20 protein-coding genes and 1 riboswitch are annotated in these 26230 nt (G+C 72.2%); of the genes, 6 read left to right on the forward strand and 14 right to left on the reverse strand.

Annotated elements, in window-relative coordinates; all coding sequences use genetic code 11:
* The 5 genes from ACLQ27_RS09360 to ACLQ27_RS09380 form a co-directional block, all read right to left on the reverse strand.
* On the reverse strand, positions 1–474 hold a 474-nt coding region (locus ACLQ27_RS09360; protein WP_425866359.1), incomplete at its 3' end, for a GTP-binding protein.
* Positions 455–820 (reverse strand): DUF742 domain-containing protein, encoded by a 366-nt coding sequence (locus ACLQ27_RS09365; RefSeq protein WP_007465174.1) that lies wholly within the window; start codon positions 818–820, stop codon positions 455–457. The genes ACLQ27_RS09360 and ACLQ27_RS09365, both read right to left, overlap by 20 nt.
* A gap of 89 nt (positions 821–909) precedes the next feature.
* Positions 910–1317 carry a roadblock/LC7 domain-containing protein gene (locus ACLQ27_RS09370; protein WP_007465177.1) on the reverse strand — a complete coding sequence of 136 codons (408 nt, stop codon included), beginning with the start codon at positions 1315–1317 and terminating at the stop codon, positions 910–912.
* Positions 1314–4526, reverse strand: a complete 3213-nt coding sequence (locus ACLQ27_RS09375) for a sensor histidine kinase (RefSeq protein WP_357494459.1) — start codon at positions 4524–4526, stop codon at positions 1314–1316. The genes ACLQ27_RS09370 and ACLQ27_RS09375 overlap by 4 nt, the downstream gene beginning before the upstream one ends.
* Before the next feature lie 395 nt (positions 4527–4921).
* Positions 4922–5068, reverse strand: a complete 147-nt coding sequence (locus ACLQ27_RS09380) for a hypothetical protein (RefSeq protein ID WP_357494986.1) — start codon at positions 5066–5068, stop codon at positions 4922–4924.
* Between ACLQ27_RS09380 and ACLQ27_RS09385 the strand changes: the two genes are divergently transcribed.
* On the forward strand, positions 5019–6152 hold the full coding sequence (locus tag ACLQ27_RS09385) for an ABC transporter substrate-binding protein (RefSeq protein ID WP_357494954.1): 1134 nt from the start codon (positions 5019–5021) through the stop codon (positions 6150–6152). The two genes, ACLQ27_RS09380 and ACLQ27_RS09385, sit on opposite strands and share 50 nt — an antisense overlap.
* Before the next feature lie 205 nt (positions 6153–6357).
* Here the strand turns inward: ACLQ27_RS09385 and ACLQ27_RS09390 are convergent, their stop codons facing one another.
* Together ACLQ27_RS09390 and ACLQ27_RS09395 are read right to left on the reverse strand one after the other, a co-directional pair.
* Positions 6358–7218: an ABC transporter permease gene (locus ACLQ27_RS09390; RefSeq protein ID WP_357494461.1), complete on the reverse strand. Its 861-nt coding sequence runs from the start codon at positions 7216–7218 to the stop codon at positions 6358–6360.
* A 100-nt stretch (positions 7219–7318) separates the two neighbouring features.
* A complete protein-coding gene (locus tag ACLQ27_RS09395; RefSeq protein WP_234583413.1) occupies positions 7319–8350 on the reverse strand; it encodes an ABC transporter substrate-binding protein in 1032 nt (343 codons plus the stop codon).
* A gap of 270 nt (positions 8351–8620) precedes the next feature.
* Between ACLQ27_RS09395 and ACLQ27_RS09400 the strand changes: the two genes are divergently transcribed.
* The 4 genes from ACLQ27_RS09400 to ACLQ27_RS09415 all read left to right on the forward strand — a co-directional run bounded on the left by ACLQ27_RS09400 (position 8621) and on the right by ACLQ27_RS09415 (position 13942).
* Entirely contained in the window at positions 8621–9406 is a 786-nt protein-coding gene (locus ACLQ27_RS09400) for an ABC transporter ATP-binding protein (protein ID WP_425866362.1), read from the forward strand.
* A gap of 2 nt (positions 9407–9408) precedes the next feature.
* The gene (locus ACLQ27_RS09405; protein WP_234583477.1) at positions 9409–10359 is read left to right on the forward strand and encodes an LLM class F420-dependent oxidoreductase; all 951 of its coding nucleotides are present in this window, start codon (positions 9409–9411) and stop codon (positions 10357–10359) included.
* The gene (locus ACLQ27_RS09410) at positions 10356–10664 is read left to right on the forward strand and encodes a cupin (RefSeq protein WP_357574590.1); all 309 of its coding nucleotides are present in this window, start codon (positions 10356–10358) and stop codon (positions 10662–10664) included. Before ACLQ27_RS09405 ends, ACLQ27_RS09410 begins: the two co-directional genes overlap by 4 nt.
* Before the next feature lie 77 nt (positions 10665–10741).
* Positions 10742–13942 (forward strand): hypothetical protein, encoded by a 3201-nt coding sequence (locus ACLQ27_RS09415; RefSeq protein WP_425866364.1) that lies wholly within the window; start codon positions 10742–10744, stop codon positions 13940–13942.
* 123 nt (positions 13943–14065) lie between these two features.
* Here ACLQ27_RS09415 and thiC read toward each other — a convergent pair whose 3' ends face one another.
* The 7 genes from thiC to thiE all read right to left on the reverse strand — a co-directional run bounded on the left by thiC (position 14066) and on the right by thiE (position 19945).
* Positions 14066–15658, reverse strand: coding sequence for a phosphomethylpyrimidine synthase ThiC (thiC, locus tag ACLQ27_RS09420; RefSeq protein ID WP_234583417.1), 1593 nt, complete (start codon positions 15656–15658; stop codon positions 14066–14068).
* 17 nt (positions 15659–15675) lie between these two features.
* A complete protein-coding gene (gene thiD, locus ACLQ27_RS09425) occupies positions 15676–16461 on the reverse strand; it encodes a bifunctional hydroxymethylpyrimidine kinase/phosphomethylpyrimidine kinase (protein ID WP_357574587.1) in 786 nt (261 codons plus the stop codon).
* Positions 16458–17204 carry a thiamine phosphate synthase gene (locus ACLQ27_RS09430; protein WP_425866366.1) on the reverse strand — a complete coding sequence of 249 codons (747 nt, stop codon included), beginning with the start codon at positions 17202–17204 and terminating at the stop codon, positions 16458–16460. Before ACLQ27_RS09430 ends, thiD begins: the two co-directional genes overlap by 4 nt.
* Positions 17201–17980 (reverse strand): thiazole synthase, encoded by a 780-nt coding sequence (locus ACLQ27_RS09435; protein ID WP_357574585.1) that lies wholly within the window; start codon positions 17978–17980, stop codon positions 17201–17203. The genes ACLQ27_RS09430 and ACLQ27_RS09435 overlap by 4 nt, the downstream gene beginning before the upstream one ends.
* Positions 17977–18177, reverse strand: coding sequence for a sulfur carrier protein ThiS (gene thiS / locus ACLQ27_RS09440; protein ID WP_234583421.1), 201 nt, complete (start codon positions 18175–18177; stop codon positions 17977–17979). The genes ACLQ27_RS09435 and thiS overlap by 4 nt, the downstream gene beginning before the upstream one ends.
* Positions 18168–19325, reverse strand: coding sequence for a glycine oxidase ThiO (thiO, locus tag ACLQ27_RS09445; protein WP_357494472.1), 1158 nt, complete (start codon positions 19323–19325; stop codon positions 18168–18170). Before thiO ends, thiS begins: the two co-directional genes overlap by 10 nt.
* Positions 19322–19945 (reverse strand): thiamine phosphate synthase, encoded by a 624-nt coding sequence (gene thiE / locus ACLQ27_RS09450; protein WP_357494474.1) that lies wholly within the window; start codon positions 19943–19945, stop codon positions 19322–19324. Before thiE ends, thiO begins: the two co-directional genes overlap by 4 nt.
* Positions 19940–20049: riboswitch (TPP riboswitch) on the reverse strand. (Overlaps the previous gene by 6 nt.)
* Positions 20050–20339: 290 nt before the next feature.
* Here thiE and ACLQ27_RS09455 point away from each other — a divergent pair.
* On the forward strand, positions 20340–26186 hold the full coding sequence (locus ACLQ27_RS09455; protein WP_425866368.1) for a ThuA domain-containing protein: 5847 nt from the start codon (positions 20340–20342) through the stop codon (positions 26184–26186).
* The last annotated feature ends 44 nt before the right edge of the window (positions 26187–26230 follow it).

A 26230-nucleotide genomic window follows, 5' to 3' on the forward strand; every position in this document is an offset into this window, starting at 1 on the left:
GGCCAGCGCCTCGCGGATCTCCTCCAACTCGTACTGGGGAGCGCCGTCGAAGTTGTTGAGCGCCACCACGTACGGCATCTCGAAGTAGTCCAGCGGGGCGAACGCGTCGGTGATCCGGCGGGTGTCCACCAGGACGGCGGCACCCACCGCACCTCGGATGATCTCGTCCCACATGAACCAGAAACGGGTCTGACCCGGTGTACCGAACAGGTACAGGATCAGGTCCTGGGCCATGGTGATCCGGCCGAAGTCCATGGCGACCGTGGTGGTCTCCTTGCCCGGCACCTTGGACGGATCGTCGATACCGACACCCGCGGCGGTCATCACCGCCTCGGTCGTCAGCGGCGTGATCTCGGAGATCGAGCCGACCAGGGTCGTCTTACCGACGCCGAAGCCGCCCGCGACGACGATCTTCGCGGAGACGATTCCCCGGCTCGGCCGCCCCCCAGCGGGGTCATAGCCTGCGAAGTCCACTTAGCACCCTTCCAAGCAGTTCCATCCGCTCCTCGAACCCCTCGGCGGGAGCAGCAGTGTGTAACGTCAGCAGGCTCTCGGCCACCATGTCGGCGACCAGCACCCGGGCGACGCCCAGCGGCATCCGGGTGTACGCGGCGATCTCCGCCAGCGACTGTGCACGGCCCTCGCAGACCGTGGCGATGCGGTGCTTGTCGTGCCCCGCGAAACGGGACTCGGCAACCTGGGTGGGAGAGGCCGTGAGGACCGCCTCCAGGGCGATGTCCTGCCGGGGCTCGGTACGACCACGGGTGACCGCGTACGGACGCACCAGAGCGCCGCGCGGGTCAGCGCGCCGTTGGTCCATCCACGATCACCTCCTCGTCCCCAGCGGAGCCGGCCCACACCGCCTCCCATCCCTGTTCCGGCGCGCGGTCCGCGCCGGGTCTTCCGGCGCTACGAACGCACCGCGTCCCTCGGCAGCGGCACCAGCGCGGCGCCGACCCGCTCCACCAGCAGTGCCATCTCGTAGCCCACCTGGCCCACGTCGCAGCTCCGCGCGGCCAGCACGGCCATCGACGAGCCGTCGCTGATCGACATGAGGAAGAGGTATCCGCTGTCCATCTCGATGACTGTCTGCAACACCCCGCCCGCGCTGAACATCCGGGCCGCGCCCTCGGTCAGGCTCACCACGCCGGAGGTGATCGCGGCGAGCTGGTCCGCCCGGTCCCCCGGCAGGTCCCGGGAGGACGCGAGCAGCAGCCCGTCGGCGGACACCGCCACCACGTGGGCGATACCCGCCACGCTGTCGGCGAAGTTGGTGAGCAGCCAACCCATGTCCTGCATGGCAGCTGGCCTGTTCATCGGCTCTCCTTGGTCGAGGTGCTGTTCAGGTCCGTGCCGGCCGTCCGACCACGCTGCACGCCGCGGTGGTAGGCCGACAACAGGCCGCGTACTTCATCGGGGGTCCGCCGGCTGCGGTCCCGGCCACCCTTCGGTTCGATGCCACCCGGCACGAGCTGCGCCTGCGGCACCCGCTTGGGCAGACCCGAGCGGGTGGTGCCGGCGGCGGCCGGCTCGGCGGCCCGGCTGGCCAGCGACCAGCCCTCGTCGGCCGCCGTCCGCCAGGCGTCCGGGTCCGTGGCCGGCGGGGGCGTGCTCGGCGGGGCAGCGGGGGCCGGGGCCGCTGCCGGCGCCGTCCGGGCGGCCGGCGGCGGGGTGTACGACGGCGGCGGTTTCGGCGTCGAGGCCCCACGACCGCCGGTGCTCGCACCGCCACGACCGGTGCTCGCACCACCGAATCCGTCCATGCTTCCCACGCTCTGCGCTCCCGTGCCCTCGGAACTGCCCGGGGTGCGGGTGGGCAGTGGCGGTCGGGCCGGCGCGGCCGCCGGCGCCGACGCGGTGGCCGCTTGACCGCCGTTGGCCGCCCGCGGGCCGGCGTCGGCGGGCGCGGGCGGGGTGTCGAACTGGGGCCGGGTGAAGATCGCGGTGGCGTCGTCGCCGTGCGACCGGAACCAGACCGCCTCCATCTCCCGGAAGATCGGCGCCTCGGCCGGGAACTCCGGCCGGGTGCTGACCGGTGCGGAGGGCGCCGGCGGCGTGGCCGGCGCGGCGGGCTGCACGGGCGGGGCCGGCGTCGCGGGCGGGGCGACCGCTCCGGGACCGGCGACCGGCCCGACGGGCAGCCCCGGCGCGCTCCGAGCGTCAGTGGTGTCGGCCGTCGAGCCGCGTCGGGGCAGCGCGCCGATGGTCGGGTACGCCACGGTCGGGCTGCCCACCGAGGTGCCCCCACCGTTGCTGTACGCCGGCCGGGCGGGCGGGACCGGGGTGGCCGGCGCGGTGGCGGGCGGCACCGTTGGGCGGGCCCCGGTGTAGCCGCCGGCCTGCACGGCCGGGGCGGTGTCCCGCGCGTCGACCGGAGACTGCCACTGCTCGGGCGTCGGGGCGCTGGTCCGCCACTGGTCGGGCAGCGTCGCCGCCGCGGTGCTGGCCCCGGCGTACGACTCGGCGTGGTTGACCGGGGTGAGCGGCGTCTGCTCGACAGCCATCGGCTGGCGCGGACGGGTGAGCACCTGCTCGCGGCCCCGGTTGCTCGGCAGGACCACGGTGGCGGCGGGCAGCGTCACCTGGGCGACGGTGCCGCCCTCCACGTTGCGGCGCAGCTCCACCCGGATGCCGTAGCGGGAGGCGAGCCGGCTCACCACTGCCAGACCCATCAGCCGGAACGCGGCGACGTCCACGCTCGGCGGGGCGGCCAGCCGGCGGTTGAGCGAGTCGAGCTGCTCGTCGGTGAGGCCGAGCCCGCGGTCCTCGATCTGGATCAGGACGTAGTCGCGGATGCGGCGACCGTCGGCGACGACGGTCGTGTTCGGCGGCGAGAACCGGGTGGCGTTGTCCAGCAGCTCGGCGACGAGGCGTACGACGTCGTTGACGGCGTGCGCGGCAACCGAGATGTCGGTGTCGACGGTGCCGAACTCGATGCGGTTGTAGAGCTCCACCTCGGACTGCGCGGCGCGCAGCACGTCCACGACCAGCGCGTCGTCGCGGCGCGGTACGGCCGAGTCGGCGCCGGCGAGGACCAGCAGGTTCTCGTCGTTGCGGCGCATTCGGGTGGCCAGGTGGTCCAACTCGAAGAGCTGGGCCAGCCGCTTCGGGTCCTCCTCGCCGCGCTCGATCGCGTCCAGCTCGCCGATCATCCGGTCGACCAGGGTCTGACTGCGGCGGGCCAGGTTGAGGAACATCGCCGAGACGCTGGTGCGCAGTGCTGCCTGCTCGGCGGCGACCCGCACCGCTTCCCGGTGGACGACGTTGAAGGCCAACGCCACCTGACCGACCTCGTCCCGGCTGTTCAGCTGGATCGGGTCGCGGACCTGACGGACGATCTCGTCCACGCCACCGTCGCCCACGCTGCCCATGTTCTGCAGGCGCTGCACGGCGTCCGGCAGGTCGTGGTTGGCCACCGAGAGCGCGCCCTCGCGCAGTCGGCGCAGCGAGTGGTTCAGCGACCGGGCCAGCACCACGGCCAGCGACACCGCGATGATCAGGGTGAGCAGCACCAGGATCGACTCGACCACGGCCTGCCGGATGACGTCCGAACGCGCCTGGTCGGCCTGGTCGAGCAGCCGGTTCTGCAGTTGAACCTCGGCCCAGCGCATCAGGTCGTTGACCGCGCCGATGGCGGCGGTGGCGTCCTGAGCGCTGACCAGCGGGCGCTGCCCGACGGAGCGGGTGATGTCCGTGGCGACCCGGTCGGAGAGGCCGACGGCGTCGCCGGAGACGGTGCTGTCGACGAGGGCCCGCTGCACCGGATCAGCGGCGAGCGAGAAGGCGACCAGGGACTCCTGCTGGCTGGTCAGCGTGGCCACGAAGGAGGAGAACTGCTCCGGGTCGAGCTGGCCGGCGGTCAGCGCCGTGAAGGCGACCGCCTCCTCCTCGGCGACGGCCGCCTTGGCGCGGGCGAACGCGGCGACCGCACGGCGGCTGTCCGACAGGCTCTCCTCGCCGGGCAGCTGGGCCAGCCCGTCGCCGTAGGCGACCAGGTCGGTGAGGATGACGCCGTAGCGCAGCACCGCCTCGGCGACCGCCATGGCGTCATCCTGCCGGCGGTCCAGCACCTCCTGGCGGGTGCCGTCCAGGGTGGACAGGTGGTCGTCGATAGCCGCCAGCCGGTCCCGCAGCGCCGCCGGCACGTCGCCGATGCGGCCCCGCTCGGCGTTGTACTGGTCCACGCGCTGCTGCGTCTCGCGCACCCGCAGGTTGTACGCGTCGGCGGACTGTCGGGGAGCGGCCAGGTAGGCCGCGGCGGCCATCCGCTCGGCCTGGAGATCCTGGGTGAGCGCGCTGACGTCGATGGAGAGCGCGGTGAGGGACCGGGCTCGGGTGGCGTCGTAGGCGCCCTCGCCCACCGAGATGAGCCGGACGGTGGCCAGCGCGATGACGGCGGCCACCGGAACGACCAGAATCAGCGCCAGCTTGGACCGGATCCGGGCGTCCCGCAGCCTCGGTAGGCGCCGGCGCGTACGACGAGCATTCTCGCCGAGCGCGGGCAGGGTCGTCGGTCCGGTGCTCACGACATCGCCTCCGTCGTTTCTTCCCCGCCTGGCCCGCCGAACCGTGCCGTGGGCGGAGGGGACCACGCGCGGCACGGCCGCGATTTCATCAGAGAAGATCGTGTTTGGGAAGCCGCAGTGAGGCAGGAAACGGTCGGACGGCGCGGAACCCGTGATCCGGTCAACTGATACCTTCATTTCCGCAAGCCCCTGAACAGGGCATGTAACTCCAGAGTGGTCACGCGTGTATGCAAAGTGAGCTTTTGCAAACATTGCGTTACCCCAGCATGTGGGATGGCCGTCCCGAAAATGCAACCGGGGTCCGCGCTTGACCACAGCGCCGGCCATTGGCAAGGTTTTGCAGGCTTCGCGCACACCGTACGGCAGAGGAGATCCCGTCCTCCACTGAGGACGGATTAGCGGCGGTGACCGGGCAGCGCCCGCGCCCGCACCTGGAGGACTGAGTTGAGCCCCATCCGCTCCGCGACCATCGCGGCGCTCGCATCGGCCGTAGTGGCCACCACGCTCACCGGCTGCCAGTTCGGTGGAACGGAGCAGGACACGAGTCCGATCGTGATCGCTGCCGATCTCGAACTCTCCGGGGCTGCGGCCCCGATCGGTCAGACATACCAGCGGGCCCTGAAACTCAAGGTCGAGCAGTTGAACTCCTCCGGAGCACTCAACGGCCGGAAGATCGATCTGAAGGTCAAGGACAACCGTTCCGACGCCGCCGAGTCACTGCGCAACATCGCCGACTTCAGCAGTGATTCCCAAGTCAGCGCCATCGTCATGGGCGGCTGTAACGAATGCGCGGTCGGCGCGGTCGGCGTCATCAACGACAAGCGGATTCCCACCATTGCGCTCGCCGCTTCCGGAGCGATCGCCAGCCCGGTCGCCGAGCGGCGCTACGTGTTCAAACTCGGTCCGAACGCGGCGGACAGCGCCGCGGCGCTCACCACCGAACTGCGGCGCAAGAACGTCCGCAAGGTGGGCCTGCTCGCCAGCAACGACGACTACGGCCGGGAGGGCGTGCTCGCGCTACGCCGCGAACTGACCAAGGCCAGCATCAAGGTGGCCGGTGAGGAGTCGGTGAAGACCACCGACACCGAGGTCGGCCAGCAGGTCACCAAGCTCACCAAGCTCAAGCCCGACGCACTTGTCGTCTGGACCCCGCCGGAGCAGGCCGCGCTGGCCGCGACAAGCGCCCAACAGGCCGCGTTCCGGGGGTCGCTGTTCTTCGACGCGGGAGCGGCCGGCGATCTCTTCCTCGGCACTGCGGCCCGAGCCACCGAGCGGGCCACGCTGATCTTCACCCAGACCATGGTGATCGACGACGTGATCGCCACCACTCCGGCGAAGGCGGCCCGGCGGCAGTGGTTCCAGGACTACACGGCCCGCTTCGGCGGCTACAACGGGTCCTCGTCCTTCGCCGCCGACGCGATCCAACTGATCGCCGACGCCGAACTGCGGGCCGGCGGCCCGGCCGGAAAGGTCGACCGGGACGGCATCCGCGACGTGCTGGAGACGTCCCAGATCGACGGCCTCTCCGGCCCGATCCGCATGACGCCCGACAACCACTCCGGCCTCATGCCGCAGGCGCTCACCACGCTTGTCGCCCGCAACGGGCGCTGGCGTCTGGCGGGGTAACGCTCGGGCCCGCCGGTGCCTGGTGCATCGTGCTCGGCGTTGGGGTTGTGGCCTACCGTCCCCGGCTCCGGGCGGTCAGGCTTGATCCCTCCGCCGGGCACGGTAGGCCACAACCCTCCCGCGTCACGGTTACTGCAAAGGGCCGGCCTCCTTGTCGGGGCCGGCCCTTCGTGTTTCCTTGTTGGTCTTGTCTTGCCTTTTGGGGTCAGCGGCTGCTGGTGGTTTCCCGTACCCAGGGCAGCGCGAACCGCTCGATGAGCACGAGCGCGGAGTAGAGCAGGATGCTGACCAGCGCCACCAACATGATCGCCGCCCAGGCGGTGGCGGTGTCGCCGACGCCTGCGTACTGGGTGATCACGTAGCCCAGGCCGCTCTCCCCGGCCTGGAACTCACCGATCACCGCGCCGATGGCCGCCAGCGGCATGGCCACCTTGAGCCCGACGAAGATCTGTGGCAGCGCCGCCGGGAACCGCACCTTGCGGAACGCCTGCCAGCGGGAGGCGTTCCACGACCGCACCAGCTCGGCGAGGTCGGCCGGCGTGGTGGTCAACCCCGTCGCGGTGGACAGCACGATGGGGAAGAAGCAGAGCAGGAACACCATGGTCAGGATCGGCTTCTGGCCCCAGCCCAGCGCCACCACCAGCAGTGGCCCGAGGGTGATCTTCGGCACGGCGTTCACCGCGACCAGCAGCGGGGTGAACATCCGCTCGACAGTGTGCGAGCTGGCCAGGGACAGTCCGATCAGGACACCCGCGGCGGCTGACAGGACGAAGCCGATCAGGATCTCCAGCAGGGTGGTCCCGGTGTGCTCCAGCATCTGGGCGGGCTTGTCGACGAACGCGCTGAGCACGTCCCCCGGCGGCGGCAGGGCGGCCGGGTGGACCAGTTCCAGCCGGGCGATCAGCCACCAGGCGGCCAGGGCGACCACGAGACCGGCCGCGGGCAGCAGCGCCGCCCCGGTCCCCGCGCGCAGGCCGGCGCCCCGACCCGCCCGACGTGCCTCCGGTCCGGTGCCCGGGGGTGGGGGCACCGTCACCGCCGACTCGGCTGAGCGGACGTCGGTCATCTTGTCCTCCTCGTAATTCGCCGGCCGCGGGGACCGACGAGCGACGGGGGTACGTCCCACCGGATCCGGTGGGACGTACCCCCTGGTGACGACCGGACGATCAGGCCTTCGGCGCGAGGCTGAAGTCGATGATCTGCTCGGGGGTGATGTTCTGCTTGAGCGCGCCCGCGCCCTGCAGGATCGCGATGCTCTTCGCGACCCGGCCGCTGTCCAACGTGCCGATCGCGGTGCCGGAGTTGCCGGAACGCACGTACGCGGCCATCAGGTCCAGCTCGGCGGCGGCGGCGGCCGGGTTGGCGGCGTCGACGTTCTTCTTCAGGATCTCGCCGGCCTCCTTGGAGTTCGCCAGGCTGTACTCCAGGCCCTTGAGCAGCGCCGCGGTGAACTTCTTCACCATCTCCGGCTTCTCCTTGGCGATCTTCGAGGAGGTGATCAGCACGTTGCCGTAGAGGTCCTGCATCACGTTGCTGTACGGCAGCATGACTGCCTTCTTCTTGGCCACCGCCTCGATCGTCGGCTGGCCGACGACGAACTGGCCGATGCCGTCCACCGACCCACTGGCCAGGGTGCCGATCAGCGCCTGGGCCTCACCGTTGACCCAGGTCACCTTGCTGGCGTCCACACCGGCGAGCCGGGCGTACGTCGGGAACAGGTTGCGGACCACGGAGCCGGGGGTGTCGGCGAGCTTCTTGCCCTCCAGGTCCTTGGGCGAGTTGATGTTCTTGCCCTCGACGGTGGCGATGCCGGCCATCGTGCGCTGCTGGATCGCGGCCACCGCCGTGAAGTCCTTGGCCTGTCCGTTGCCGAGCTGGAGCAGACCACCGGTGAGGTCGATCGGTCCGAAGTCCGCCTGGCCACCGACGACGGTCTGGATCACGCCACCGGTGCCCTGACCGGCCTTGATGTCGACGTCGAAGCCGGCCTCCTTGAAGAAGCCCTTGTCCTTCGCCACCCAGGCGTAGGAGTCACGGCCGAAGTTGCCGAAGGAGGTGAGGTACGTCACCTTCGTCAGCTCTCCGTCCTTGCCGCCCTTGGCGTCGTCGGACGAGTCCGACCCGCTGCTGCAGGCGGAAACAAGGGCAAGGGCGGTGGCCAGCGCGGCCGCAGCGACCGTACGGGTCAGCCTTCTCATCAGTGCACCATGTCCTTTCCGACCGGGGCCGCAGGCCACCGGAGGGGGTTGTCGCGACGGTACCGGCGGGAGGGGTAGAAGCCGGGCACCGCCATCGTGAGGGGACTCTTCGCGGGCACAGCGTACGAGAAACCCACAGTTGCGACGCCAGGCGTATCGGGTTGCGGAACGGATACAACATGACGACCACCCCGGACGGTGCGAGATGTCAACGGGGCAGCTAGCCTTTGTCGGATTCCTGACCGTCCACTCAGCGGAGGTACGCCGCAGATGATCCGACTGTCCGGGGTGTCGCGTACCTTCGAGGGCCGAGCCGGCCGGGTCGAAGCCCTTCGCGGCATCGACCTCGACGTGGCCGAGGGCGAGTTCGTGGCCGTGCTCGGGCGCTCCGGCTGCGGGAAGTCCACCCTGCTGCGGCTGATCGCCGGGCTGCTCCCGCTCACCTCCGGCGAGATCACCGTGGCCGGTACGCCGATCACCCGGCCCCGCCGCGACATCGCCATGCTCTTCCAGAAGCCGGCGCTCCTGCCGTGGCGCAGCGTGCTGGACAACGTCCTGCTGCCGGTGGAGATCTTCGGCTGGAGCCGCGCCAAGCACCGCGAACGGGCCCGGCAACTGCTCGACGTGGCCGGGCTTTCCGGGTTCGAGAAGCGGCTGCCGCACGAACTCTCCGGTGGCATGCAGCAGCGGGTGTCGCTGTGCCGGTCGCTCATCGGCGAACCCCGGGTGATGCTGATGGACGAGCCGTTCTCCGCGCTCGACGCGCTCACCCGCGAGGAACTCTCCGGCGAACTCCAGCGCGTGCACATGGAGAACAAGCCGAGCATCGTCTTCGTCACCCACTCGATCGACGAGGCGGTGCTGCTCGCCGACCGGGTGGTGGTGCTGAGCCCCCGTCCCGGCCGGATCCGCAAGGTGGTCGAGGTGGCCATCCCCCGACCCCGCACCCTGGGCCGCAACGCCCATCTCGCCGACGTCGCCCGGGTCAGCGCCGACCTGCACGAGCTGTTGATGGAACGCGACCAGCCGGCCGCCGCCGGCGTGGAGGGACGATGAACATGCGGGTGTCGGTCTTCACCGAGCCCCACCGCGGCGCCGACTACGACACCCAGCTCCGGTTCGCCCGGCTGGTCGAGGCCGGCGGCTACGAGGGTTTCCTCCGCGCCGACCACTACCAGTCGATGGGCGCCGACCCGGGCCTGCCCGGCCCGACGGACGCCTGGCTGACCCTCGCCGCGCTGGCCCGCGAGACCCAGCGGATCCGGCTCGGCACCCTTGTCACGTCGGCGACCTTCCGGCTGCCCGGCCCTCTCGCCGTGCTGGTCGCCCAGGTCGACCAGATGAGTGGCGGTCGGGTCGACCTCGGCATCGGCGCCGGCTGGTACGAGCGCGAACACATCTCGTACGGCATCCCGTTCCCGGCCGTCGGCGAGCGCTTCGACCGGCTCGCCGAGCAGCTTGAGGTGATCACCGGGCTGTGGGCCACCCCGGTGGGCGAGACGTACAGCTTCACCGGCGACCACTACCGGCTGGTGGACGCGCCCGCGCTGCCCAAACCGGTGCAGGTGCCCGGCCCGCCGATCATCGTGGGCGGGCGCGGCCCGAAGCGCACCCCCGAACTGGCGGCCCGCTACGCCGACGAGTTCAACATGCCGTTCAAGTCCGTGGCCGAGACCGCCGGGGCGTACGACCGCGTTCGGGAGGCGTGCGACCGCGTGGGTCGGGCCGAGGCCGGCCGGGCCCCGCTGGTCCTCTCGGCCGGGATCGTGGTGGCCATCGGCCGCACCGACGCGGAGGCCGCCCGGCGGGCCGCGCCACTGCACGAGAAGAGCGCGCTGCCGCCGGAGGACCCGGTGGTCGGCTCGCCCGCGCAGCTCGTGCAGCGGATCGGCGAGTTCGCCGAGATCGGCGCCACCCGGGTGCACCTGCGCATGACCGACCTCGACGACCTCGACCACCTCGAGCTGATCGCCGCCGAGGTGCTCCCCCAACTGGACGGTGGACGATGACGGACGTGACCGACGGCACCGAACTCGGGCCGGTGGGCCAGGAGGTCGTGTACGAGAACGACCGGGTCCGGGTCTGGCACATCCGCCTCGAACCGGGCGAGCGGCAGCCCCTGCACCGGCACGACCACCCCTACCTGGTGGTGGCGATCCAGGGCGCGAAGAACGTCGTACAGACCATCGACGGCACCCGGATCGACGCCGACGAGCCCACCGGCGGGGTCGTCTACCGGGACCCGGGTGCGGTACACATGCTCACCAATGTCGGGGACACGACATACCTGGCCCGACTGGTCGAACTCAAGTAGACCCGCCGGGCGTGCCTCGCCGCGCCGCGCGGCGTGCCGGTGGCGATCCGGTGTACCAGGTGCGTAACGTGCCGGACATGGCCTTTCGGACCTGGGGCAGACTACTGCTCACGGCGCTCGGGGTGAGCGTGCTGGCCGGAGCCGGCCAGCTCGGCGTCGCGTACGGCTTCGGCATCGTCCGACTCACCGGTGCCTTCACCGGCACGACCGTCAACCAGTGGCCCGCCCAGCTCGTCTGGGTGGGCTGGTTCGCCGCGAACGCCGCTGTCGCCGGCGCCGTCCTGACCGGTCGTCTGGCCCGCCGGGACACCCCGGCGGCCAGCACCGGCCGGCAACTGGCCATCGGCGGCGCGGCCGCCCTCGGCGCCACCGCCGTGGCCCCGCTCTGCATGCAGCCCGCCCGAGCCGCCGAGTTGATCTCGGTGGACCCGGTCTGGGCGGTCGGCATCTGCGCCATCCTCGGGGCGGTCATCGGAGCGGGCGCGGCCGTCGCCGTGCTGTTCCGACCCGAACTGGGCTGGAACATGGCGGCCGTGGCCGGGGCGGTCTGGCTGCTGGCGCTGATCTCCGTCCTGCCGTCGCTCGGCACGGCCGGCCCGCTGCCCACGGTCCGACTCGGCGTCCTCGAACCGAACTGGCTGAACGACGCCGCCGCGCAGCGTCTGGCGCTGCTCCTGCTGCCAGTGGTTGCGCTGCTCGCGGGCGCCGCCACCGCCGGGTTGGCCCGCTGGCGCGGCCAGGTTCCGCTGGTGAGCGGGGCGACCGGGGTGGCCGGTCCGGTGCTTGTGGCATTCGCGTACCTGACCGCTGGCCCCGGCGACGCGGTGGACCGCTACCAGACCACCCCCTACTACGGCGCGCTGATCGCGATCCTCGCCGGCGCCCTCGGTGCCGCGGCCGCGGCACTGCTGCGCTGGCCCATCGGCGCCCGTACCGCCGATCCCCAGGCGATCGCGCCGACCGACATCCTGCGCCCGCTGCCCGCCGGCCCGTCCCTGCCGGGCGCCGAAGCGGCGAGGTCGACGGGTCCGGCCGACGACGCGACCCCCAGCGGTGGGGACCTGGCGACCACCGGTCCGGGTCCGCGCGCCGCCGACGACACCGCAGGCGTACGCACCGTCCCCGCCCACTGGGACTGGCCGGCGACCACGGCGAGCGGCCAGCACGGCACCGTCCCCGCCGACGCGACGCCCCCGGGGCCGGCGCCCCGACCGGTTGGCCGCCGCCAGCACGCCGACACCACCCCGGACGCGGCGACGGCGGGCACCCCGAACCAGGACGCGCCTCCCACGGGCGGGCAGCACGACCGCGCGACCAACCCGCCGGCCCCCGCCTCGTGGCTGACCGACCCGACCGGCGAGTTCACCGCCGGGCGACAGACGACCCCGTCGAGCCGGGACGGGGACGCAATCGGCGCCGCCGTCCCGATGCCCGCCGTCCCGGCGTCCACCGCTGCGGTCGGCGACACAGGGGCTGCCGGCCCGACGCCCCGCGCGGACGCCGACGACCCGACCGGGAAGACGACGACGGCCACGACCGCCGGGGACGAGCGAAGCAGCGACGACACGACGACCAGCGACCCGGCCATCCCGGTCCCGCCGGTCGCGGTCCCGCCGGCCGCGGTCCCGCCGGTCGCGGGCACACCGAGGGCGGACGACGCAGGCACGCCGAGCGCGGGCAACGCAGCCACGCCGGTCGCGGACGGCGCAGGCACGACGGTCGCCGGCAACGCGGGCACGCCGAGCGCAGACGACGCAGGCACGACGGTCGCGGGCAACGCAGCCACGACGAGCGCGGGAACCCCGAGCGCGAGCAGCGCGGGAACCCCGAGCGCGAGCAGCGCGGGAACCCCGAGCGCGGGCAGCGCGGGAACCCCGAGCGCGGGCAACGCGGCCACGCCGAGCGCGGGCAGCGCGGGCGACGGCACGGCCGACGCACCCGCACCCAAGCCGCGTCGTACGCGCAAGCCGAAGTCCACCCCGGCCGAGGTCACTCCGGGCACGACCGCCGAGGACCCGGCGGCAGCCGCTGGGTCGACAGGTGGGCGTACCAGGCGGCTGGCCCGGTCCGGCAAGGCCACCGACGTGAGCGGCACCGACTCCGCAGGGCCGGTCGACCACGCTGCTCCCGTGCCCGACCAGGACGCTCCCCGGCCCGACCGGGACGCTCCCCTGCCCGGCGACATCGAGCCCGCCCAGGCGAGTCTGACCGGCGGCAAGGGTTCGCGGGAGCAGACCGACGGGACCGGTGCAGAGAGCCGGCGCGACCGGGCCGCCGGCACCGATTCGACGGTCACCACCGCCCCGGTTGGGGATCCCGCACCCGTTGAGGAGTCCGCGACGGGTCGCGCCGAACGGTCCGCGGCGCAGGGTGACGGCGGCGCTTCGTTGTTCGGCGAGGCGAGTGTCGACGGCCCGGAGGCCGACCGGTGGACCCCGACGGCACCGGCCTGGCCGGTCACCTCGGCGTGGACCGCCGCACCGGGGGCGGCCGACCCCGAACCGTCCGCTTCGGATGCTCCCGTCCCGGCGGAGGAGTCGACCGACTGGACGCCCCGCTTCCGGCACCGGGCGCCGCTGCCGGACCTGAGCCGCGCCAGCACCTGGGACGCCTTCAACACCACTCGACGCACCGCCGCGTCGGACCGGACCACCAGCACGGCCGACCAGAGCGCCGGCGCCCCCGGCCAGGGCAGCCCGACCGCCAGCACGCCGGAGCAGGACGGCCCGACCGCCGCCACGCTCGACGGGGGCCTACCGACAGACCGCGCCGCCAGCACAACGGGCCAGACCAACAGCGCGACAGACCAGCCCGGCGGCACGACGGACGAGCGCGGCGGCACGACGGAGCGGGCCGTCGGCAGGCGTGGCCGGGCCGGCGAGGCTACCGGTACGCCCCCCGCGTCGGCGAGATCTGCCGTGCTGCCGTCGACCGGCCCGGGCATACCCGGGCAGGGCGGCGCGTCCGGCAGTGACGCGTCCGGCAGCGCCGGCAGTGACGGGCCGGACGGCGACGCCCGGCGGGCCGCGTCGACCTCCACCGACGACGCGGAGCAGCCCTCCCGGCGGGGACGGCTCGGTGGCCTGTTCCGCCGCAACCGGGTCCGGGCCGACGAGGAGAAGCGGTCCGCGGCGGATGCGGCGGAGCCGCTGGCCACGCAGGACGAGGAGTTCGTCGACTGGGTCGCCGGGCTCGGCAAGCCGATCGCGGACAACGAGCCGGAGCAGGAGAACGGGCGTCGTTCGCTGCGCTCCACCGGCCGTCACCACCGCGACTGAACCGCCTGACGACAGTTCGGGACACCGATCCCGTCCGATCGACTCGGGTTCGCTGAATCCGGGCTGTCCACCGCGCTGGGACACCCCGAGGTCAGTGAACCCGAGTCGATCATGCCGGCCCGGTCAGGCGAGCGGCAGATAGACCTTCCCGCCGCCGGAGACGAACTCCGCCGACTTGTCCTTCATGCCGCGGGCCGCGTACTCCTTGAGCTCTTGCGTGATCTTCATCGAGCAGAACTTCGGGCCGCACATCGAGCAGAAGTGCGCCGTCTTCGCGGGCTCGGCGGGCAGCGTCGCGTCGTGGTACGACCGCGCCGTCTCCGGGTCCAGCGAGAGGTTGAACTGGTCCTCCCAGCGGAACTCGAACCGCGCCTTGGACAGCGCGTCGTCCCACGCCTGCGCGCCCGGGTGCCCCTTGGCCAGGTCCGCCGCGTGGGCCGCGATCTTGTACGCGATCACGCCCGCCTTCACATCGTCGCGGTCGGGCAGGCCGAGGTGCTCCTTCGGGGTGACGTAGCAGAGCATGGCGGTGCCGAACATGCCGATCATCGCGGCGCCGATCGCCGAGGTGATGTGGTCGTAGGCGGGCGCGATGTCGGTGGTCAGCGGGCCGAGCGTGTAGAAGGGCGCCTCGTGGCACCACTCCTGCTGGAGGTCCACGTTCTCCTTGATCTTGTGCATGGGCACGTGGCCCGGGCCCTCGATCATCACCTGCACGTCGTGCTCCCAGGCGATTTTCGTCAGCTCGCCGAGGGTGCGCAGCTCGGCGAACTGCGCCTCGTCGTTGGCGTCCGCGATCGAGCCGGGCCGCAGCCCGTCGCCGAGCGAGAACGTCACGTCGTAGCGCGCGAGGATCGCGCACAGCTCCGCGAAGTTCGTGTAGAGGAAGTTCTCCTCGTGGTGCGCCAGGCACCACGCCGCCATGATCGAACCGCCCCGGGAGACGATCCCGGTGACCCGGTCAACGGCCAGCGGCACGTACGGCAGCAGCACCCCGGCGTGCACAGTCATGTAGTCGACGCCCTGCTCGGCCTGCTCGATCACGGTCTCCCGGAAGACCTCCCAGCTGAGCTTGACCGGGTCGCCGCCGACCTTTTCCAGGGCCTGGTAGATCGGCACCGTGCCGATCGGCACCGGCGAGTTCCGCACGATCGCCTCCCGGGTCTCGTGGATCCGCTTACCCGTGGACAGGTCCATCACGGTGTCGGCGCCCCAACGGGTGGCCCAGGTCAGCTTCTCCACCTCCTCGGCCACCGACGAGCTGACCGCCGACGTACCGATGTTGGCGTTCACCTTGACCAGGAAAGCCTTGCCGATGATCGCCGGCTCGCACTCCGGGTGGTTGACGTTGAGCGGCAGCACCGCCCGGCCGGCGGCGATCTCGGCCCGTACGAGTTCCGGGTCGACGTTCTCCCGGATCGCCACGAACTCCATCTCCGGCGTCACCACACCGGCCCGCGCGTACGCGAACTGCGTCGGACGACGTCCGTCCACACCGGCGAGCGGCGTACCCGCGCCTCGTACCGGCGCCACGTCACCCCGCTCGGCGATCCACGGGCCCCGCAACGCGGGCAACCCCACCGCCGGGTCGGATCCCGGGCCGGACGTGTCGTAGAGCCGCACCGGCGGATGGTCGCCGGTCAGCGCCACCTCGGCGAACGGCACCCGCACATCCGGCCGTGACCCCTCGACGTACACCTTGCCTCGTGCCTGCATGACAACCTCCCTGGTGATCAGGCGGACCAGCCGAAGTGATCCAGCGGCCCGCGCCCCGCGCCCAGCTCCCAACCCCGCGCGCCGGTCAGCGCGCGGAGCACGTACTCCTTGGCGGCCCCCACCGCCGCCGGCACCGGATCGCCCAGCGCGAGCCGCACGGCGATCGCCGCCGAGAACGAGCACCCGGTGCCGTGGGTGTGCCGGGTGTCCACCCGTGGCCCACGCAGCACTGTCGTGACGCCGCCCCCGTGCAGCACGTCGACCGCTTCGTCTCCGCCCAGGTCACCGCCGGTGACGACGACGTGCTCCGGGCCGCCGGCGGCGAGGGCCTGGGCGGCGACGATCATCCCGGCCAGGTCGTCCACTGCGCTTCCGGTGATGGCCGCGGCCTCCGCGCAGTTCGGCGTCGCCACCCGGGCGTACGGGAGCAGCCGCTCCACCGCACCCACCACGCCGAGCCGGTGGCCGCTCGTGGCGACCAGCACCGGATCGACGACGAGCTGCGGCAGCCGGCCGTCCCGGGCGGCCTCGGCCACGACGTCGGCGACGGCGGGTGTGCCGAGCATTCCCGTCTTGACCGCGCCCACGGTGAAGTCGGCGAGCACGCTGTCCAGCTGCTCCGCGACCGTGCGCGGCGGCAGCGGCAGGACGGCGTCGACACCTCGGGTGTTCTGCGCGGTGACCGCCGTGAGGACGCTGGTGCCGTACGCCCCGAGCGCCGCGAAGACCTTGAGGTCGGCCTGGATGCCGGCGCCGCCGCCGGAGTCGGAGCCGGCGATGGTGAGTGTGGTGGTCGGGTTCATGTTGCCTCTTTGGTTGCGGTTTGGGGCTGCGGCCGACCGTGCCCACTCCGGGCGGGCACGCCTGAAACCAGCGGGGGCAACGTGGGCCCCAACACAGAACCGGGGGGACATGGTGCCAACCCCCCCGCAATGAACCGCTCAGGGGTGACCGCCTCTTGAAAAGCGCTGGTCAGCAGTTGAGCCGCCACTCTGGGATCCTCTGCTCGCATCAGTGCGCCCAGCACTGCCACTCCGGCGGCTCCGGCCTCGACGCAGGCGGTTACCTGTTCCGGTGTCTCCACTCCCCCGAGGGCCAGGACGGGCACCGGGCTGGCCTCGATCAGCTTCCGCAGGCCATCCACCTGCAGGGGTGGGCCGTAGCCGGGTTTGGTGCTGGTGGGCCAGACCGGGGAGACGGTGGCGTAGTGCTCGGTGGTCAGGCGGTTCAGCTCGGGCACGCTGTGGCAGGAGCGGCCGACCAGCGGCAGGGCCGGCGGCGGGTACGGGCCGGCGGCGGGCAGGTGGACGGCGTCGCCGCCGAGCGGGTCGGGGCCGGCCACGACGAGGGTCCCGCCGGCGTCGGCGAGGATCGCGCGCAGGTCGACCGCGAGAGCGGCGCGCTCGGCGCGGGGTAGGTCCTTCTCCCGCAGTACGACCCACCGCACTCCCTGAGCGACGGCCCCCGCCACGACCCGTTCGAGACCGCCCCTGGCGACCAGCCGATCGGTCAACAGGACGACCCCCGACGGCAGGACGCCTGTCACAGGTCCGGTCTTCCCTCGTCCGGAGTGGACGCGAGGGCGTGGAAGCGGCGGGCGATGCGGCCCGCACCGGCGGCCAGGCGGCCCGCCTCGACCGCGTACCGCATCGCCGTGGCCATCGCCACCGGGTCGGCGGCCCGGGTCACCGCGCTGGCCAGCAGGACCGCGTCGCAGCCCAGCTCCATGGCCAGGGCCGCGTCGGACGCCGTGCCGATGCCGGCGTCCAGGATCACGGGTACGTCCACGCTCTGGCGGATCAGCCGGATGTGGTGCGGGTTGCCGATGCCGAGCCCGGAACCGATCGGGGAGCCGGCCGGCATCACCGCGGCGCAGCCCACGTCGGCGAGGCGGCGGGCGAGCACCGGGTCGTCAGTGGTGTACGGCAGCACGGTGAAGCCGTCGGCGACCAGTTCCTCGGCGGCGCGGAGCAGTTCCACGCCGTCGGGCAGCAGCGTCCGCTCGTCGCCGATCACCTCCAGCTTGACCCAGTCGGTGTCGAACGCGTCGCGGGCCAGCCGGGCGACCTTCACCGCCTCGGTGGCGGTGTGGCAGCCGGCGGTGTTCGGCAGCAGCCGTACCCCGCACCGGTCCAGCAGGTCGAGCAGCCCTCCGGCGGTGCCCGGGGCGGTGTCCACCCGGCGCAGCGCCAGCGTGACCAGCTCCGTGCCGGACGCCCGGATCGCCTGTTCCAGCACGTGCAGGTTCGCGGCGCCGCCGGTGCCGAGGATCAGCCGGGACGTGAAGGCCACCCCACCCAGTTCGAACGACATCCGACTCACCCGCCCTGCGCCGCGGTCAGCACCTCGACGCGGTCGCCGTCGCGCAGCACCGTGCCCGGCCAGCCGGCCCGGGGCACCACCTCGCCGTTGACCGCTACCGCGACGCCACGCTGGTGCGGGGCGACGTCGCGGACCAGGTCGGCCACCGACGCGCCGCCGGGGACGCTGCGTCCGGCCCCGTTCACCGTCAACTCCACCGGTCCTCCTCGGTCGTTCGTCCAGGTCCGCTCCTGTCGCCCGCGCCGGCCCGCACCGCGTCGCCGGTACCTGTCGACGCGACGGCGAACCGGTCCGCGCCGAAGGGCGCGAGCAGCGGGTCGGGTACGCCGGTGGTCACCAGGTCGGCGATCGTCTCGGCGGTGATCGGGGTGAGCACGATGCCGTGCCGGTGGTGCCCGGTGGCGGCCAGGACGGCGGGCCGGCCGGGCAGCGGCCCGAGGATCGGCGCGTTGTCAGGTGTTCCGGGCCGCAGGCCGGCGACCGCCTCGACCAGGTCGTACTCGGTCAACTCGGGCAGCAGGTCGACCCCGGCGCGCAGCAGCCGCTGCACGGCGCCGGCGGTGACGGTCGTGTCCGACCGCTCCTCGACCGTCGCGCCGAGGACCACCTCACCGTCGGCGCGGGGCACCAGGTAGACGTGCTCGCCGTCGGCGTACCCCCGGATCACGTGCCGGAAGCCCGGTGCGACGCCGCCGGGCGCGCGCAGCCGGAGGATCTGGCCCTTCACCGGCCGCACGGGCAGGCCGGTGAGCGCGGCGGCCCCGCAGCCGGCGGCGACCACGGTGACCCCCGCGTCCACGTCGGACAGCCGCCGGACCGGCTGCGGCACCAGCACCGCGCCGGCCCGCCGCGCGGCCGTGCGCAGCGCCGGCACCAGCAGCCGGGGATCGACCTGGTGGTCGGTGGGCGCGAGCGCGCCGCCGCGCACCCGCGGGGCCAGCGCCGGTTCGCTGTCGCGCAGCTCGCTCGGGCGCAGCGGCGTCACCGGCAGACCCAACCCCTGTTGGTACGCCCAGAGCCGGCGTGCCTCGGCCAGGTCGTCGCCGGTCAGCCCGACCATCAGGGTGCCCTCGGTCCGGTAGCCGATCTCGGTGCCGCTCGCCTCGGTCAGCTCGGCGGCGAACCCGGGCCAGCGGGCGGCGGACGCCACCAGCAGCTCGGTCAGCTGCCGCTCACCGAAGTACGCCTCGGCGACCGGGGAGAGCATGCCGGCGGCGACTGCCGACGCCCCCGACCCGGAGGCGGGGTCGTGCACCTCGACGCGCAATCCCCGGACGGCGCAGCGCCACGCGATGGCCAGTCCGATCGGGCCCGCACCGACCACCGCCAGATCGGTGCGCGTCACGCCAGCGCCCGCAGCAGGTCGACGGTCGCCCGCGCGGGGTCGGCGGCGCCGGAGAGCGCACCGACCACCGCCACCCCGTACGCCCCGGCGGCCCGCAACGCGGGCACCCGGTCGGCGGTCACCCCGCCGATCGCGATGACCGGCACGTCGACGGCGTCGGCGACGTCGCGGACGCCCGAGGGCCCGATGGGATCCGGCAGACCGGTCTTCGTGCTGGTGGTGTGGCACGGGCCGACGCCCAGGTAGTTGGCGCCGGCGACGACCGCCTCGATCGCGGTCCGGGGCTCGCGGGCGGTGGCCCCGAGCACGCCGGTCGGGCCGAGCACGTGCCGGGCGGCGGCGACCGGCAGGTCGTCGGCCCCGACGTGCCCACCGGCGGCGCCCACCGCGAGCGCCACGTGCAGCCGGTCGTTGACCAGGCAGGTCGCCCCGTACGGCGCGCAGAGCGCCAGCACCCGGCCCGCCAGGTCGTACGCCTCGCGGTCGGTGGCGGAGTCCTCCACCCGGACCTGTACGACGAGGTCGGCGCGGGCCGCCGCGAGGGCGGCCCGGACCACGGTGAGTGGGTCGCGCCCGGGTCGGGTGTCGGTGACGAGATGCAGTCGTCCAAGGGACGGCACGGCAACGCTCCTCCCTGCGCCGGCATTACCCGGATCAGGTTCAACGGTCGGGGGCTGTCAGCCCCCCTCTCAGCCCGGTACACCGGGCTCCCGTGGGTTACTTGCGTGTCACCGTACGACAGTTCCGCCGGTCTGCCAAGGGACTGGCCGCCGGCCGGACACCACTCCATCGATGGGGTACTTTCTCCGGTCCTGTTCGGAATGTCGCCCGCCGTTGCAGAACCGTTACCAGCCGGCATCTTGCCCGACATCGATACACCAGAATTAATTTGTTCAGCGATTCGACAAAATGCCGGCGTGGACGCCCTGGCACGGCGTCCCCACCGGCTCCATCCGGGACGGTCTTCGGCAGCCGGCCCCCGCGATTCCTGTCCACCGCGACATTGGAGGCGGCGTGTCCCGTTCTCGTCGTGCCCGTTTACCACTCACCGCTACCCTGCTGTCCCTCGCGCTAGCCTCGACGACCCTGCTCGGGTCGCCGGCGCAGGCGGCTCCGGCCGCAGCGCAGATCCCCGCGCGAGACGTGCCGGTCGCGGCTCCGCTCTCCCAGGCGGTGCCGAAGGCACCGAAGGCCGCAGCGGCCGACCCCTATTCCGTCCTGGTCTTCTCCAAGACCGCCGCCTTCCGGCACGACTCCATCCCCACCGGCATCGCCGCGATCCAGCAGCTCGGCGCGGCCAACGGGTTCACTGTGGACACGACCGAGGACGGCGCCGCGTTCAACGACGCCAACCTCGCCAAGTACAAGGCCGTGATCTGGCTCTCCACCACTGGTGACGTCCTCGACGCCGACCAGCAGGCGGCCTTCGAGCGCTACGTGCGGGCCGGCGGCGGTTACGCCGGTGTCCACGCCGCCTCCGACACCGAGTACAGCTGGGCCTGGTACGGCGACCTGGTCGGCGCGTACTTCGCCAACCACCCGCAGAACCAGCAGGCCACCGTCAAGGTGGAGGACCACGCCCACCCGTCCACCGCCGACCTGCCGGACCGCTGGTCCCGGTTCGACGAGTGGTACAACTTCCAGACCAACCCGCGGCCGGACGTGCACGTGCTGGCCAGCCTGGACGAGAAGAGCTACACCCCGGGCGCCGGCGCGATGGGCGCCGACCACCCGACGGCGTGGTGCCAGGACTTCGACGGTGGCCGCTCCTGGTACACCGGCGGCGGGCACACCCGCGAGTCGTACGCCGAGCCCGAGTTCCTCAAGCACCTGCTCGGCGGCATCCAGACGGCGGCCGGCGTGATCGACGCCGACTGCGGCGCATCGAAGACCTCCAGCTTCGAGAAGATCACCCTGGACAGCAACACCAGTAATCCGATGGAGCTGGACATCGCGCCCGACGGGCGGGTCTTCTACATCGAGCGCGACGGCCGGGTGCAGATCATCAAGCCCGACACCGGCAGCACCGTCACCGCCGTCGACCTGGACGTCTTCACCGGCAACGAGGACGGCCTCATCGGCATCCGGCTCGACCCGGACTTCGCCACCAACAAGTGGGTGTATCTCTACTACGCCCCGAACGACGGCGTCACGCGCAACCTGCTGTCCCGGTTCACGGTGACCGGCGACACCATCGACCCGGCGAGCGAGAAGCAGGTGCTGCGGGTCGACACCCAGCGCAACACCTGCTGCCACGCGGGCGGCAGCATGACGTTCGACAGCGCCGGCAACCTCTACCTGGCCACCGGTGACAACACCAACCCGTTCGAGTCGAACGCCTACGCCCCGCTCGACGAGCGGCCGGGCCGTCAGGACTACGACTCGCAGCGCACCTCCGCCAACACGAACGACCTGCGCGGCAAGGTGATCCGGATCCACCCCGAGGACGACGGGACGTACACCGTTCCGACCGGCAACCTCTTCGCGCCGGGCACCGCGAAGACCCGTCCCGAGATCTACGCGATGGGCTTCCGCAACCCGTTCCGGATCGGCACCGACCCGAAGACCGACACGCTGTACGTCGGGGACTACGGACCGGACGCCAACGCGAACAACCCGGACCGGGGCCCCCGCGGTCTGGTCGAGTGGAACGTCGTGACCCCCGGCAACTACGGCTGGCCGTACTGCACCGGGACGAACGAGGCGTACAACGACTACACGTTCCCGTCCGGCCCGAGCGGGCCGAAGTTCGACTGCGCCGCGCCGGTGAACAACTCGCCCAACAACACGGGCCTGACCAACCTCCCGCCTGTCGTTCCGGCCACCGTCGACTACGGCTACGCCGGTGACGCGCGGTACCCGGAGATCGGTGGCGGTGGCGCCCCGATGGGCGGCCCGGCCTACCGGTACGACGCCAACCTCAACTCCCCCCGCAAGTGGCCGGCCTACTACGACGGCAAGGCGCTGCTCGGCGAGTGGAACCAGAACAAGATGTACACGATGCAGATGACCGCCGACGGCAAGTCGTTGGTGGACATCAACCAGCTGCTCACCGGCATGAAGATGATCCGGCCGATGGACTTCGAGTTCGGCCCGGACGGCGCGCTCTACCTGATCGAGTGGGGTACGGGCTTCGGCGGCAACAACGACGACTCCGGCATCTACCGGATCGACTACACCGCCGGTGACCGCGCACCGATCGCCGCGGCGTCCGCCAACCCCACCTCGGGGCCGGCGCCGTTGACCGTCACCTTCTCCAGCGCCGGCTCCCGGGACCCGGACGGCGGCGATCTCACCTACGCCTGGACCTTCGGCGACGGGCAGACCTCCACCGAGGCCAACCCGACGCACACGTACGCGACGGCGGGCAACTACACCGCCCAGCTCACCGTGACGAACCCGAAGGGCCGTACCGCGGTGGCAAACGTTCCGGTCACCGTGGGCAACACCGCGCCGACGGTGAGCATCGAGTTCCCGCCGGACGGTGGCTTCTTCAACTGGGGTGACCAGGTCCGCTACACGGTCAAGGTGACCGACCCGGAGGACGGGCAGATCGACTGCGCCCGGGTGAACCTCCAGGTGCTGCTCGGTCACGACGAGCACGCCCACCCGCTGGAGCAGCACACCGGCTGCACCGGCACGGTCCAGACGTCGCTCGCCTCCGGGCACGGCGCCGAGGCGAACGTCTTCGCGGTCTTCGAGGCCACCTACACCGACGATGGTGGCGCCGGCGGTGCGGGCGCGCTCACCGGCCGGGACATCGAGATCCTGCAGCCCAAGCAGAAGCAGGCCGAGTACTTCACGGCCACCGGCCGGGTGCCGGGCAGCACCGGCGGCGGAGACGCCGGCGTGCAGCGGGAGGCCGGAGCCGACACCGCCGGTGGCGGCCAGAGCATCGCGTTCATCGAGGACGGCGACTGGTGGTCGGTCGTCCCGGCGGACCTGACGAACATCACCGAGATCCGGTTCCGGGCCGCCTCGGCCGCCGCTGGCGGTCGGATCGAGGTCCACGCGGGCGCGGTGGACGGACCGGTCGTGGCCACGGCCACGGTCCCGTCGACCGGGGCGTGGCAGACGTACACGGACGTGAGCGCGCCGGTCACCGGTGCCGCGAGCGGCTCGCTGTACTTCGTGGCCCGCGATCCGAACGGCGGGACGGGCTCGCTGTTCAACGTCAACTGGATGGACTTCGTCGGCCGCGGCGTCACCGAGAACGGGCCGCCGGTGGTCACCGCCACCGCGACCCCGACCAGCGGCACCGTGCCGGTCACCGTCGCGTTCGACGGCACGGCCACCGACGCCGAGGGCGACACCCCGCTGACGTACGCCTGGGACTTCGGTGACGGCGGCACGGCGTCCACCCTGGACGCCAGCCACACGTACACGAGCGTCGGAGCCTTCACGGCCACCCTCACGGTGACCGACAGCAAGGGCGCCAAGTCGTACGCCACGGTGCCGGTGCGGGTGAACGCTCCGGACACGTCCTGCTTCGGGGCGCGTTCGGACGACTTCAACGGCAACACCCTGGACAAGGGCCGGTGGACCAGCGTGGTCCGGGAGAACCAGCTCTACTCCCTCGGCGGTGGGGCGCTGAAGCTGCCCACCTCGGTGGGTGACCTGTACGGCGCCCGCAACGACGCCACCAACCTGGTGCTCCAGGCGGCGCCGACCGGAGCCTGGGAGATGACCACCAAGGTCACGCTTCCGGTGACGGCCAACTACCAGCAGGCCGGTCTGCTGGTGTACGGCGACGACGACAACTACGCCAAGGTGGACCTGCTCTACAACGGCAGCCGTCGGGTGGAGTTCATCCGAGAGACTGCCGCGACGCCGCGCAACGACGCTGCGGACGCCACCAACGCGCCGGCGGGTGACACCGTGTACCTGCGGATCACCAGCGACGGGACGAACCTGACCGCCGCGGTCTCGGGCGACGGGCAGACGTTCACCCCGGTCGGCCGCTCGGCCGCGCTCGCCGGCATCACCAACCCGCGGATCGGGGTCTTCGCGCTCAACGGAGGCACCGAGGCACCTGTCGTGGACGCCGCGTTCGACTCGTTCGTGGTCACGCCGGACGCCCCGGCCGGCCCGGTCGACCCGTCGGACGAGTTCACCGGCGACACGCTGGACAAGTGCCGGTGGGACGCGATCCAGCGGGAGGACCCGAACGGTTACCGGGTCACCGGTGGCGCGTTGCGGATCGACGTGCCGAACGGTGACATCTACGGCACCGACAACACCGGGCCGAAGAACTTCATCCTCCAGACCGCGCCCTCGGGCGACTGGACCCTGGAGACGAAGGTCGACGGCAGCCTGCTGAACGAGCAGTACCAGCAGGCGGGTCTGCTCGTGCAGGCGGACGACGACAACTACGTGAAGTTCGACTTCATCGCGGACAACCAGGCCGGCCAGACGGTCACGCGGCGGATCGAGTTCCGCAGCGAGATCGGCGGCGTCGTCCAGAACCCGCAGCCGGAGGCGACCAGCCTCACCTCGGCGGTGTGGCACCTGCGGCTGGCCCGCAGCGGCGACACCTTCACGGCGTCGTACTCGGCCGACGGGACGACCTGGACCACGCTGGAGACGTTGACCAGCAGCGCGGTCGGGGCCACCCCGAAGGTCGGTCTGTTCACCCTCGGCGCCAACCAGACGGCGTCGAAGACGGCCTCGTTCGACTACTTCCGGCTCAGCACCGAGGTGGTCACCGACGAGACCGCTCCGGTGACGACGGCGGCGGTGTCCGGCACCCCCACCGAGGGGTGGTACACCGGGCCGGTGACGGTCACCCTGACCGCCGCCGACGAGGCCGGCGGCAGCGGACTGGCCGGTACGGCGTACCAGCTGGACGGGGCCACCACCTGGACCGACTACACCGCTCCGGTGACGGTCAGCGGGGACGGCGAGCACGAGCTGCGGTTCCGCTCGACGGACCAGGCGGGCAACGTGGAGTCGACGAAGACCGTCTCGGTCAAGATCGACGCCACCGCGCCGGTCACCACTGCGACGTTCGCTCCGGCGAACGACGCGGGCTGGCACAACGGGACGATCCCGGTGGTGCTGACCTCGACCGACGCCGGTTCCGGGATCAAGACGGTCGAGTGGTCGCTGGATGGCGGCGCGTGGACGCCGTACTCGGAGCCGGTCGCGGTGACCGGTGACGGGCAGCACGAGCTGCTGTACCGCTCGACTGACAAGGCGGGCAACGCCGAGACGCTCAAGTCGGCGATCCTGAAGATCGACGGCACCAAGCCGACGCTGCTGGTCTCCGGTATCGCCGACGGCCAGCTCTACGGGGACAGCCAGGACGTCCGGGTGTCCTGGCAGGCCGTCGACCCGACCTCGGGTATCGCGACGGTGGTCGGCCAGCTGGACGGCAAGGCGTACGCCAGCGGCACCCTGCAGGCCATGTACGAGCTGCCGCTCGGCCTGCACGAGCTGACCGTCACCGCGACCGACAAGGCCGGCAACACGACGACCTCGAACGTCCGGTTCTTCGTCACCACCTCGTTCCGGGACATGCAGAACCTGCTGGACCGGTTCAAGGCGACGGGGCGGCTCTCGGCCAAGGCGCAGAAGCAGTTGACGGCGAAGCTCGACGCGGCCCGGCAGGCCGAGGCGGCCGGCAACGACAACAAGGCGATCAAGCAGTTGACCGCATTCCGGGCCCTCGCCGCCGACGCCACACTGGTGCCGGAGGCCGAGGTTCGGGACGTCCTGATCCGGGACGCCGACGCCATGATCGTTCGGCTCGGCGGCACGGCCAGTAAGGCCGGGGTCAAGGCGAACGACGGCGAACCGGTCAAGGGCACCGGACGGCTCGGTGGCGACGCCACCCGGCTGGCACCCGGTCGCCAGCTCTGATCCGATCGAGGCCCCTTCCCGACGCCACGGTGTCGGGGAGGGGC

The organism is Micromonospora sp. DT63, from assembly GCF_049841615.1.
Taxonomy (GTDB): domain Bacteria; phylum Actinomycetota; class Actinomycetes; order Mycobacteriales; family Micromonosporaceae; genus Micromonospora.

Bases quoted from the DNA above. Each gene is read 5' to 3' on its own strand.
- thiD (WP_357574587.1), bottom strand. From the start codon at position 16,461: ATGAACCCGACCACCACACTCACCATCGCCGGCTCCGACTCCGGCGGC.
- ACLQ27_RS09410 (WP_357574590.1), top strand. From the start codon at position 10,356: ATGACGGACGTGACCGACGGCACCGAACTCGGGCCGGTGGGCCAGGAG.
- ACLQ27_RS09395 (WP_234583413.1), bottom strand. From the start codon at position 8,350: ATGAGAAGGCTGACCCGTACGGTCGCTGCGGCCGCGCTGGCCACCGCC.
- ACLQ27_RS09390 (WP_357494461.1), bottom strand. From the start codon at position 7,218: ATGACCGACGTCCGCTCAGCCGAGTCGGCGGTGACGGTGCCCCCACCC.
- ACLQ27_RS09365 (WP_007465174.1), bottom strand. From the start codon at position 820: ATGGACCAACGGCGCGCTGACCCGCGCGGCGCTCTGGTGCGTCCGTAC.
- thiC (WP_234583417.1), bottom strand. From the start codon at position 15,658: ATGCAGGCACGAGGCAAGGTGTACGTCGAGGGGTCACGGCCGGATGTG.
- ACLQ27_RS09370 (WP_007465177.1), bottom strand. From the start codon at position 1,317: ATGAACAGGCCAGCTGCCATGCAGGACATGGGTTGGCTGCTCACCAAC.
- ACLQ27_RS09400 (WP_425866362.1), top strand. From the start codon at position 8,621: ATGATCCGACTGTCCGGGGTGTCGCGTACCTTCGAGGGCCGAGCCGGC.
- ACLQ27_RS09405 (WP_234583477.1), top strand. From the start codon at position 9,409: ATGCGGGTGTCGGTCTTCACCGAGCCCCACCGCGGCGCCGACTACGAC.
- ACLQ27_RS09415 (WP_425866364.1), top strand. From the start codon at position 10,742: ATGGCCTTTCGGACCTGGGGCAGACTACTGCTCACGGCGCTCGGGGTG.